Raw genomic sequence first — 11,831 nt, 5'->3', positions numbered from 1 at the left:
TTCCAGTGCGGGCGTGGGGTGGGGACGCGCGCCCCACGCCGACTCCGACACCGGGCGGATACGGTGATCGACCGTTGGTCGAACGAGAGATTGAGCAGTCGACAGTCGCGGTGATCCTACGGCCAGTACTGCGCGAGCACACCCTCCTTGAACGGTTGCGGGGAGACCGCCATGTCCCCGGCGAAGGGGTGGTCGAGGGTCAGGCAGAGCAGCAGGCTCACCCCGATCAGGGCGGCGACCGACGCCACGAACATCAGCTGCGCGCGGATGCTGCGCATGCCGTAGAGGAAGGTCAGGGGCAGCATGACGAGGGCGCCGCCGTAGACGAGGAGGTCGAGGAGCATCGGCAGGGACTGCTCGGAGTCGGCGAGCCGGGTCCTGCGGGCCTCGGCGACCTCTCCGAGGGTGCTGACGGCCTGCTCGTAGTACGCCTGCTGGGCGTTGGTCCGCGGCTCGTACTCCTGGAAGGCGGTGTAGAGCCGGACGACCTCGCGGTTGGTGAGCCCGGGGTCGGGGCGTCCCTGCCGCATCAGCGGCCACTGCCGGTCGACGACGCCGTGCACGTAGGCGTCCATCGCGGCGGACACCCGGCGCTGCTGCTCGGGCGGGAACGCGGAGGCGTCGCGCAGCACTTCGGCGGTCTGGCTGGCCTCGGCGGCGACATTGGTCCCGGCCTCGTTGAGCCCCTCCCACTCGGCGACGACGACGAAGGCGAGGATGATCCCGTAGATCGCGGCATACATGCCGAGGACGACCCCGATCATGTCGTTGTACGTGCCCGCCGACAGGCGCGGGAACCTCCGCCGCACCAGCAGGCACCCCCCGAGCGCGAGGACCACGGCGCCGCCCCCGAGCAGCACGGCGAGGGCGAACGTACTGAAGTTGTTGAGCAGCCAGATTCCCACGGAGCCCTAACCCGTGGAGCGCGGGCGGGGTTACGGGGCGGTGCCCGGCTCCGGCCCGGGGTCCCAGTCCAGCAGCCGCACCTCGGCCACGGCCCGCACGTGCTGGCGCATGGCCGCGGCGGCGCCGCGTCCGTTGCCCGCCGCGACGGCCTCCAGGATGGCCCGGTGCTGCGCGAGCGACCGGCCGGGGCGCCGGGGCTGGCGCAGCGACTCGGTGCGGGACTCGGCGATCGGCCCGTCGATCTCCGCCATGAACGCGGCGAGCAGCGCGCTGTGCGCCGCCGCGGTCACCGCCGCGTGGAAGAGCCGGTCGCCCTCGGTGCCGAGGCCGCCCGCCGCGATGTCCTCGGCCATCGAGTCGAGCGCGGCGCGCAGGGCGGCGAGGTCGGCGTCGGTGCGGCGCTCCGCGGCCAGCTCGGCCAGCTTCGTCTCCAGGGCCTCGCGCGCCTCCAGCACGTCCGGCAGCCGCTTCCTGCGCTCCACGAGCCGCTCGACGGGTTCGGCGACGTCGAGTCCGTCGCGCACCAGATAGGTGCCGCCGCCCTGCCGCACCTCGACGAGCCCCTGCACCTCCAGGACGACGATGGCCTGTTTCACCGAGGCCCGGCTCACCCCGAGCCGCGCGGCGAGGTCCCGCTCGGTGGGCAGCCGGTCGCCCGCGCGCAGGCCGCCCTCGGCGACGTACGCGCGCAGCCGGCCGAGCACCTGCTCGTACAGGCGCGGGCGCGCCCCCATCGGCCGCAGTGCGTCGGTCATCCGGTCCTTCTCCGCCCTCTCCTGGCGTGCTGCCGCCCCGCAGCGTACGTCCTTGACGCGGGCGCCTGCCACACGTCAGGCTCGGATTGGCTGAGCCAATCAGCCAATTTTTCGCGACGCCGAGGATCGACCGAGGAGCGCCCCGTGCCACGTCTGCTGCCCGCCCTGCTCGACACCCCCGACCGGCCCGCGCTGCGCTTCGGCGACCGGGCGCTGACCCACGGCGGGCTGGCGGCGGTGGCGGCTCCGCTCGCGGCCCGGATCGGCGGCGCGTCCCGGGTCGCCGTGTGGGCGACGCCCACGCCGGAGACGGTGGTCGGCGTGGTCGCGGCGCTGCTGGCCGGGGTGGCCGCCGTGCCGCTGAACCCGAGGTCGGGCGAGAGTGAGCTGGCGCACATCGTGCGGGACAGCGCCCCGGAGGCGGTGCTGGCGGCGGCGGACGCCGAACTGCCGCCCGCCCTGGCGCGGTTGCCGCGCGTCGACGTGGACGCGGACGCCGCGGTCCCGGCCGCCGTGCCGTCCCTGCCGCCGGAGCCGGACCCCGCGACCCCGGCGTTCGTCGTCTACACCTCGGGCACGACCGGCCCGCCCAAGGGCGCGGTGCTGCCGCGCCGCGCGGTCTCGGCGACGCTCGACGCGCTCCAGGACGCCTGGCGGTGGACGGCGGCGGACACCCTGGTCCACGGGCTGCCGCTGTTCCACGTCCACGGTCTGATTCTGGGCGTCGTCGGCCCGCTGCGGCGCGGCGGCGCGGTGCGCCACCTGGGCCGGTTCAGCACCGAGGGCGTCACCCGCGAGCTGGCGTCGGGCGCGACGATGCTGTTCGGCGTCCCGACCATGTATCACCGCATCGCGGAGGCCCTGCCGGACGACCCGGCGCTCGCGCAGGCGCTCGCGGGGGCCCGGCTCCTCGTCTCGGGGTCGGCGGCGCTGCCGGTCCACGACCACGAGCGGATCGCGTCGGCCACCGGGCAGCGGATCGTCGAGCGGTACGGGATGACCGAGACGCTGATGAACACGAGCGTGCGGGTGGACGGCGCGGCGCGCCCCGGCACGGTGGGCGTGCCGCTGCCGGGCGTGGAGCTGCGCCTCACGGAGGACGACGGGGTCACGGAGGTGCCGCCCGGCGACCCGGAGGCGGTCGGCGAGATCCAGGTCCGCGGGGCGAACCTGTTCCTGCACTACCTCAACCGCCCCGACGCCACCGAGGCGGCGTTCGCGCCGGGCGGCTGGTTCCGCACGGGGGACATGGCGGTCCGCGACGCCGACGGCCAGGTCCGCATCATCGGCCGCAGGGCCACCGACCTGATCAAGAGCGGCGGCTACAAGATCGGCGCGGGCGAGATCGAGAACGCGCTCCTGGAGCACCCGGGCGTGCGCGAGGCGGCGGTCACCGGCGCCCCCGACGACGACCTCGGCGAGCGGGTGGTGGCGTGGATCGTCCCGGCGGACGCCGCGCGGCGTCCGACGCCGCGGGAGCTGGCGGACCACGTCGCCGCCCGGCTGTCCCCGCACAAGCGCCCGCGCACGGTCCACTACCTGGAGTCCCTGCCGCGCAACGACATGGGCAAGATCCTGAAGCGGGCGCTCGGCGATGTCTGACGCGACCAGGGGCGTGGCCGACCCCGGATCCTTCCGGGAGCTCCCCCCTCCCCCGCCGCCCGCCGAGCCGAACCCGCTGGGCTGGCCGGACTACGACACGGTGCTGGCGCGGGCGGCCGAGCGCGGCGGCACCGAGTCCGTCACCGCCGCGACCGCCACCGTCGACGGCACCGCGGTCGTCCTCCTCGCCTTCGACTTCACCTTCCTGGGCGGCTCCCTCGGCCGCCGCGCGGGCGACCGCGTCGAGGCCGCGCACGCCCACGCCCGCGCGCACCGGCTGCCGGTGGTGGCCCTGGTCGCCACCGGCGGCAGCCGGATGCAGGAGGGCATGATCGCGCTGACCCAGCTCCAGCGGGTCGCGGGCCAGATGGCGCTGACCCGGGCCGCCGGCCTGCCGCAGGTCACGGTGGCCTGCGATCCGACGACGGGCGGCGGCTGGGCGACCCTGGGCGCGGGCGCCGACATCACGCTCGCCTGCCCCGGCGCCCAGATCGGCTTCGCGGGGTCCCGGGTCCGCCCGGCGGACGCCGACCCGGCCGCGTACACGGCCGAGAGCCAGTTCGCCGCCGGGTCCCTCGACGCGGTCGTGCCGCCCGGCGAGCTGCGCGCCGTCCTCGGCCGCTGGCTGCGCCTGCTGACACGGCCCGCCCCGGGCGCCGCCCCGGTCCCGGCCGCGCAGGGGCGCACGGACCCGCCGCCCACCGGCTGGTCGGCGGTGCTGCGCGCCCGCGCCCCCGAACGGCCGCGTGCCCGGGCCTACTTGGCGGCGTACTTCGGCCACCGCGAGGAGCTGAGCGGCGACCGCACGGGCGGCCGGGACCCGGGCATGCTCTGCGGGTTCGGCGCGCTCGGGGACGGCGAGGCGGCCGTGACCGTCGCGTACGCGGCCCAGTGCGGTACGGCGACGACCCCGGCGGGCTATCGGACGGCGGCCCGGCTGATCCGGCTCGCGGGCCGGCTCGGCGTGCCGGTGCTGACGCTCGTCGACACCCCCGGGGCGGCGAACGACGCGGCGGCGGAGCGGGCGGCGGCGGGTCCGGCGATCGCCGAGGTGTTCCTCGCGGTCGCCGAGTCGCCGGTGCCGGTCACGACGCTGGCGATCGGCGAGGGCGGCTCGGGCGGCGCGCTCGCGCTGTCGGCGCCCGGGAACACCTGGATCGCGCCGGACGCGTACTTCTCCGTCATCGCGCCCGAGCTGGCGGCGGCGATCCTCAAACGGCGCCCCGACCAGGCGGAACACACGGCGGACCAACTCCGGCTCAGGCCGCAGGACTTGGTGGAGCTGGGTGTGGTGCGCGGGATCGCGGCGCCGCCGCCGTAAACGAACAGGGGCGCAGTTGTTCCCTCGAACAGGTGGTCGTCGCTCCAGAGTTTGCCTGGGGCACGCAACAGCAACGATGCTTACAGGGCGCAAGCAACGGGCTGCAGACCGTGGCGAACGCATCGCGATGCAGTGCATGTCCCACACACAGGCAAGACGCAATACCGAGGAGAACGCACCACCATGAACCTGCTCACCGACATCCTCGCCGGCATCGTCCACTTCGTCGGCTGGCTCGTGTAACACCCGGCGCGACGCCACGGTGTGACACACCGTCGGACGCACGCACACGGCGCCGTCTCCCCCGGTCCCACGGGGAGGCGGCGCCGTCGCGTCGTCCATGAGCGGCCCGGTCGCCGGGCTGTCTCACGACTACCCCACGACTACCCCGCGGCTACCTCACGGCGACCGCCCGGACGATCTCCTGACGGACGCTGCCGCCCCTGTCGTCCCGGGCCGCGGCCCGCAGCGACACGTGCCGGGCGCCGCGCGGCACGTTCAACTCGCCCTTCCAGGAAGCCTTCGCGCTCTTCAGCGAGACGCTCTTCCAGGTGGCGCCGTCGTCGTACGACACCTCCAGGCTGCCGCCGCCGATCGTGCCGGTGTCGGCCGCGCCCACGACGTACTGGGCGGACAGTCCGACCGCGAGCCGCTTGCCGGCCGCGACCGTGCCCCGCAGGTCGGTGTCGAGGTCGAAGCCGAGGTTGATGAGCGGCAGCCGCGTCGCGGTGTCCGCCGGCGTCCGGGCCGACCGCACCGTCCACGCCGAGTGCCCCTCGGTGGCGACGCCCCACAGCTTCGGGTCGAGCGCGGTGTCCGTCGTGACCTTGTACGTGTGCGGGGCCGGATCGGCGTCCCAGACGTACACCCCCGAACTCACCCTGCGGTCCGCCTCCACGCCGTCGACGTACACGGCCGTCTCCTGCGTCATCCCGGAGTCGGCGCTGAACGGGTCGCCGAAGCCGGTGTGGTCCGGTCCCGAGTCGCCCCAGCCCGGGGTGTTGAACTCCAGGTTGTCGCCGGTGCGGGTCTGGCCCCAGCCGAGACCGGTGCCCAGCCACGGGTGCCAGACCGGCTGGAACCAGTCGAGCCGCTCGTGCGAGCCGCCCCGGTAGGCGACGAGTCCGCCGCGCTCCTCCCAGGACAGCGCCGGGCCCGCCTGCACGGACTCGTGCCACTTCTGGCCCGGGCCGGTGGAGATGTGGTCGGTGCGCTCGGCCGGGTAGGCGACCGCCTCCTGGAAGCCGAGGCCGATGGGGAAGGCGTCGCTGAGCGCGTACCGGAACTCGCTGCCCTGCTGCGGCTTCGGCGCGTGGAACCGCACGTCGCGCACGGCGAGTTCGCGGCTGCCGGGGCGGTAGGCCAGCGAGCCGCCGGGCACCGATCCGGTGTGCTCGTCGGCGAGGTCGTACACCCACGGCGTGTACCGGGTGCCGGTCGTGCCGAGCGTGCGGCCCTTCCTCGCGGCGGCGGCGAGGACCCCGGCGTCGCGCGCGTCGACGGTCGCGATGGTCAGCGGCCGGTCGGTGTAGTCGTCGGTGCCGAAGTACGCGCCGAGCCGGCCGGGCGTGCCGTCGGTGACGAACAGCGCGGCGGCCCCGGCGTCCTGGGCGGCCTGGGCGAGCGCGCCCGGCGCGGTGGCGCCGTCGGCCCGGACCAGGACGGCCTTGCCGCGCACCTTCAGGTGCGCGTAGTCGGCGGGTGTGCCCGCGCCCGCGTCGACGACGGCGAGCCGGCGGCGGCCCTCGGCGAGCGTGCCGCCGGACTGCACGACCGCGTCACGCACCCCGTCGACCTGGAGCAGCGGCTTCCCGAGCCGCCAGACGGTGCGGTACGCGTAGCTGCCCTCGGTGACCTTGCGGGTGGGGGCGGCGAAGACGCTGTCGTAGACGAGCGGGACCTGGACGGCGTTGGTGATCTCGGCGCCGCCGGCCTTGCGGTGGGCCTCCATGAGCAGCTGCCGGGTCTCGGCGGTGCGCCCGACGTCGGCGGCCACCTCCTTCAGCCGCCGCCCGTCGAGGGTGATCTCGCGGTCGTGGTCGAGGGTGACCTCGGGGTCGGCGAGGTAGCCGAGGCCGAGGGAGTCCTCGCCGTGGCTGCCGCGCACGTCGAGGAAGGTGTCCACGTAGTACGTGCCCGGCTTCAGCCGCAGCTCCACGGTGCCGTCGTCGCCGGTGGCGTAGCTGACCGGGTCGGTGTCCGCGACGAGCTGCTGCACGGCGAGGGAGGCGGCGGCGGGGGCGCCGTCGCGGTCCTTCACATGGACGGTGAGCGTGTACCGCTCCTCCTCCTTGACCAGCCCGATCGCGGTGTGCGCGACGGTCTTGCCGCCCGAACTGGCGACGATCTGGCCGCTGTTGGTGCCGACGGCGGCCTTCGCGCCGTCGCCGGTGACGGTCGTGGCGGCGGAGCCGTGCGCGGGCACGGTCAGGGTGGAGTCGGCGAGCGTGGCGGCACCGGCCGCGGCGCCCTGCACGGCGAGGCTCAACTCCACCGGCTTGTCGGAGGAGTTGCTGTACGTGAGGGTCCGGGTGACCGGCGCGTTGGTGTCGTAGGGCCACTTGTAGTAGCCCAGGTCGGCGCTGCCGGTGGCGGTGACGTCGGCGCCGACGGCGTCCGGCACACTGACCCGGCCCGAGCCCAGCGCGTAGGCGGAGGCGTCCAGTTGCCTGCTGCTGGACATCAGCGCGTCCTTGAGCCGGGCGCCGGTCCAGTCGGGGTGCTCCTGGGCGAGCAGGGCGGCGACCCCGGCGACGTGCGGCGTCGCCATCGACGTACCGCTCATGGTGGTGTAGCTGCCCGAGCCCTCCGCCAGGGAGGAGCGGGCGGCGAGGATGTCCACGCCGGGGGCGGAGACGTCGGGCTTGAGGGCGTTGTCGCCCAGGCGCGGGCCCTGGCTGGTGAAGTAGGCGGCCCGGTCGTCGGCGTCGACGGCGCCGACGGTCAGCGCGGCGTCGGCGGCGCCCGGCGCGCCGATGGTGCCGGGTGCGCTGTAGTTGCCCGCCGCGATGACGAAGAGGGTGCCGGTCTGCGCGGAGAGGGTGTTCACGGCCTGGGACATCGGGTCGGTGCCGTCGCTGCCGGTGTCCGAGCCGAGGCTCATGGAGACGATCTTCGCCTTGATGTCCTTGGCGGCCCACTCCATACCGGCGATGATCTGCGACTCGGAGCCGGAGCCCGCGTCGCTGAGGACCTTGCCGACGGCGAGGGTCGCGTCGGGGGCGACGCCCTTCTCCTTGCCGTCGGAGGCGGCGCCGGACCCGCCGACCGTCGAGGTCACGTGGGTGCCGTGGCCCTGCCGGTCGGCGACCTCCTCGCCCTCGATGAAGGACTTCGACTCGCTGACGCGCGTGGCGAGATCGGGGTGGGTGGCGTCGTAGCCGGTGTCGAGGACGGCGACCTTCACGCCCTTGCCGGTGAGGCCGGCCTGCCACGCCTGCGGGGTGCCGATCTGCGCGTTGGACTCCGCCATGTCGGCGGTGACCCGGGCGTCGAGCCACACCTTGCCCACGCCGTCGCCGAAGCCGCTCGCGGTGGTGAGGCCGTTCCAGAAGGTGCGGCCCTTGTCGGCGGCGACGGCGGCGCCGCCGACGCTGGGCAGGGCCCGGGTCCGCTCGGCGCCCTCGGGCAGGGCGGCCGCGGCGCGGGCGCGCTTTCCCGCGTAGGTCACGATGAGGGGCGTCGCGTCGGCCCTGCCGTCCGAGAGCCCCTCCCGTATCAGCTCGCTGACGTCGAACAGCCGGGCGTCGAGGCTGCCGTCGGCGAGATAGCGCCGGGCCTCGTCGGGCACGACGGTCACCCGGTCGCCGGACACCTGGGTGCGCACGGCGCCGGTGGCCCCCCGCGCCCGGTCCACGGCGACGGTCCTCCGGCCGCCGCCGAGGTCGGTCACGGTCACCTTGTCGCCGGTCACCAGGGTGACGGTGTGCGCGGCGGACGCGGCCCTGGTGGGGGTCTTGCCGGGTGCGGTGTGCGCGCCTCCGGCGGGCAGCAGCGCGAACGCCAGCCCCGCGGACAGCAGGGCCGCTCCACGTCTCGCGGCAGGTCCTCTTGACATCGTTGCCTCTCTTCCGGGCCCCGGGCTCAGGGGGTGTCGCCCAAGTGCTGGGAAGAGTGTCAGGAGCCTTGTGTTGCGGGGAAGTTGCCGAGGGCTGGCGGGTGCTGCCCTGGCGCGTTCCCGCCATCGCCGCCCGTCCCCGGGCGGGCCGCCGCACGAGGCCGGCTCACTCAGGTGGCGGAGCGTCAGATGCGCTGTCGGGACGGGCCTGTTCGTGCTTCCACCCCGTCCGGCCCACTCCAGCGCGCGGAATCCCGGACCCCGCCGCACGATGCCAGAAGGGCCGCGGACCCGCGACCCGACGTGCCTTCTCTGGGGGCCGCGATCTCGGGAGGATCTGCCATGACCGTCAGTCTGGAGCAGTTGCGCCGCTGCCACTTCGCCGTCGACCTGGGTGCCGCGCGCACCCGGGTGTACGTGAAGGGCGCGGGCCTCGTCGTCGACGAGCCGAGCTGCGCCGCCGTGAACACCCGCACCGGGGCGCTGATCGCGGTCGGCGAGTTCGCGGAGCGGATGACCGGCCGCACCCCGGGCTACATCCGCGTCGTCCGCCCCGTCTCCGGCGGCACGGTCGTCGACATCGAGATGGCCCAGCGGATGCTGCGCCAGCTGCTCGGCGAGAAGCTGCGGCGCACGCTGCGCCGCAAGCCCCGGCTGCGCGCGGCGGCCTGCACCCCGCACGACGCGGACCCGCTGGCGCAGCGCGCCGCCGTGGAGACCCTGGTCGGGCTCGGCGCGCGCCGCGTCGAACTCGTCGACACGCTGATCGCCGCCGCCGTCGGCTGCGGGCTGCCGGTCGAGCAGCCCGAGGCCACCATGATCATCGTCTGTGGGGCGGCCACCACCCAGATCGCCGTGCTCTCGCTCGGTGCGATCGTGACCGCCGACCGGATCCCGGTCGGCGGCGACGCCATCGACCACGCGGTGGTCCAGCACCTGCGCCAGCACCACGAGCTGATGCTGCCCTCCCAGTCGGTGCGGCCCCTGCAACTGGCCCTGAGCGGCAACGGCCTGACCCCGCACGGCCCCGAGCAGACCGAGATCCACGGCCGGGACGTGGCGACCGGCCTCGCCCGCTCCGTGCACGTGGACACCTCCGCGGTGCGGCAGGCGATCCACACCCCGCTGACCGCGGTCCTCGACGGCATCGGCCGGGTGCTGCGGGACTGCCCGCCGGACCTGGTCGCCGACCTCGCGGACCGGGGCATCATGCTGGTCGGCGGCTCGGCCCTGCTGCCCGGCCTCGACCACATGCTGCGCGAGGCGACGGGCATGCCGGTGCAGATCGCCGAGCGGCCCGACGTGTGCGCGGTGCAGGGCCTGGGCGCGATGCTGGAGGGCCGGATCCAGCCGATGGTCCTCGACCCGCTGGCCGGCTGACATCACGACGACGGACCCCGGGGCCGCGCGCGGCGCGTCCCGGGCCACCGAGGGGGACGCGCGCACCGTGACCGGGCGACCAGGACCGTCGGACACCGGGCTCCCCGTCCTCCTGGAGGCGGTGCTGGGCGTGGGCACCGAGCTGGAGCTGCACACGGTGCTCCAGCACCTGGTGGACAGCGCGGCGGCGCTGACCGGCGCGCCCCACGGGGTGCTCGACGTGATCGACCCCGGACACGGCAGCCTCCTCCACTCGGTCGGCACCGGGGAGGCGGGAGGGGACCGGCGGGGCTCGCTGACCGTCCCCGTCCGCGTACAGGAGACGGAGTTCGGGCGGCTGCGGCTGACCGGGAAGGCGTTCACCGTCCACGACCACGCGCTGTTGCGGGTGCTGGCGACGCAGGCGGGCATCGCCATCGGCAACGCCCGGCTGTACGAGACCGCCCGGCAGCGGGAGCGGTGGATCGAGGGCGCCGCCGCGGTCACCACGGCGCTGCTCACCGGCCGCGCCGAGGACGCCCTGACCACGGTCGCCGACCGGGCCCGGCTGCTGGCCGACGCGGCCGCCGGGGTGGTCCTGCAACCCACCGAGGAGGGCGGCATGTCGATCGTGGCGGCGTCGGCCACGGACGAACCGCGGGCCCTGCTCGGCGCGACGATCCGGCCGGGCAGCGACGTCCTGGCCCAGCTCCTGTCCGGCGAGCCGGTGTTCATCGACGACTCGGCGACGGACCCGCGGATGACGACCGAGGTCAGGGCCCGTTTCGGACCGAGCATGATGCTGCCGCTGCGGGCCGGGGGCGAGCTGATCGGCACCCTCGCCCTGCCGCGCTCGCGCGGGGCCCGCCCGTACACGTCCGTCGATCACCTGCTGGCCACCCAGTTCGCCTCGCAGGCCGCCCTCGCGCTGGTGCTGGCGGACGCGCAGGCGGGCCGTGAGCGGCTGGCCGTCTTCGAGGACCGCGACCGGATCGCCCGCGACCTGCACGACCTGGTGGTCCAGCGGCTGTTCGCGACCGGCATGATGCTGGAGTCGACCCAGCGCCGGGCCACGGTCGGTGACGTGCGCGAGGCGCTGTCCCTGGCGGTGGACGAGCTGGAGTCGACGATCCAGGAGGTCCGTACGACGATCTTCGCCCTGCAACAGCCGCCGGCCGAGGCCCCGACGACGTTCCGCGGCCGGGTGCTGCGCGAGACGGCGGGGGCCGCCGCGGTGCTGGGGTTCGCGCCGTCGGTGACGTTCACCGGGCCGGTCGAGGGGGTGCTGGACGGCACGGTCGAGGGCCAGCTGCTGACCGCGCTGCGCCGCGCCCTGGCCACGGCGTCCCGGCGGCGCGCGGTCTCCCGCATCGAGGTCACCGTCGACGCGCGGGCCACCTTGCCGGGCGGCCGTCCGGGCGTACGGCTGACCGTGGCGGACGACGGGGAGCACGGGGACGGCACGGGCACGACGGTGACCTGGCAGTCTCCGCGGGGGCGCTAGGTCCGGTGGGCCGGGTACGGGGTGGGCCGGGTAAGGGGTGAGCGGGAAAAGGGGGAGCCGGTACATCGGGGATGACCGGCGCCGACTCCGCTCATCCCCGTACGCACACCGCTCGATCACCGCTCGATCACCGCTCCGGGGGGGAGAGCCCGATCCGAGGGAGCCGATCGCGGTTCTGACGAGTCTAGGGGGCGCGCGCCCGCGGGTCCCTCCCCAAAGCGCACCGTTGTCCGCGAAACGCAACCATCTGGTGCATCGGGCGCCCCCCGGCTCCCTGCGGAACGACGACTCCGGTGACCCGGCGACCTGGGTGCTCGGTCGATGCCG

7 protein-coding genes are annotated in these 11,831 nt (G+C 75.1%); 4 read left to right on the top strand and 3 right to left on the bottom strand.

Annotation, left to right across the window (positions count from 1 at the left end; translation table 11 throughout):
• Positions 1-116 precede the first annotated feature (116 nt).
• Complete coding sequence (locus ACIP5K_RS06615) at positions 117-905, bottom strand: DUF4239 domain-containing protein (RefSeq protein WP_401405715.1); 789 nt, start codon at positions 903-905, stop codon at positions 117-119.
• Between the two features lie 30 nt (positions 906-935).
• A complete protein-coding gene (locus ACIP5K_RS06610; protein ID WP_401405712.1) occupies positions 936-1,661 on the bottom strand; it encodes a FadR/GntR family transcriptional regulator in 726 nt (241 codons plus the stop codon).
• Positions 1,662-1,805: 144 nt separating this feature from the next.
• On the opposite strand from ACIP5K_RS06610, the gene ACIP5K_RS06605 reads away from it, so the two are divergent.
• Entirely contained in the window at positions 1,806-3,263 is a 1,458-nt protein-coding gene (locus ACIP5K_RS06605) for an acyl-CoA synthetase (protein ID WP_401405709.1), read from the top strand.
• The gene (locus ACIP5K_RS06600; RefSeq protein WP_401405706.1) at positions 3,256-4,584 is read left to right on the top strand and encodes a carboxyl transferase domain-containing protein; all 1,329 of its coding nucleotides are present in this window, start codon (positions 3,256-3,258) and stop codon (positions 4,582-4,584) included. Before ACIP5K_RS06605 ends, ACIP5K_RS06600 begins: the two co-directional genes overlap by 8 nt.
• A 394-nt stretch (positions 4,585-4,978) precedes the next feature.
• Here the strand turns inward: ACIP5K_RS06600 and ACIP5K_RS06595 are convergent, their stop codons facing one another.
• Complete coding sequence (locus ACIP5K_RS06595) at positions 4,979-8,641, bottom strand: S8 family serine peptidase (RefSeq protein ID WP_401405703.1); 3,663 nt, start codon at positions 8,639-8,641, stop codon at positions 4,979-4,981.
• Between the two features lie 342 nt (positions 8,642-8,983).
• Between ACIP5K_RS06595 and ACIP5K_RS06590 the strand changes: the two genes are divergently transcribed.
• Positions 8,984-10,021 carry a rod shape-determining protein gene (locus ACIP5K_RS06590; protein ID WP_401405700.1) on the top strand — a complete coding sequence of 346 codons (1,038 nt, stop codon included), beginning with the start codon at positions 8,984-8,986 and terminating at the stop codon, positions 10,019-10,021.
• Between the two features lie 67 nt (positions 10,022-10,088).
• Complete coding sequence (locus ACIP5K_RS06585; RefSeq protein WP_401405697.1) at positions 10,089-11,504, top strand: GAF domain-containing protein; 1,416 nt, start codon at positions 10,089-10,091, stop codon at positions 11,502-11,504.
• Positions 11,505-11,831 lie beyond the last annotated feature (327 nt).

Origin of the sequence: Streptomyces sp. NPDC088785, assembly GCF_044750685.1 — a bacterium.
Classification (GTDB): Bacteria; Actinomycetota; Actinomycetes; order Streptomycetales; family Streptomycetaceae; genus Streptomyces.
Note: the sequence above shows the minus strand (reverse complement) of the source record. Positions and strands in the feature narration are given on the sequence as shown.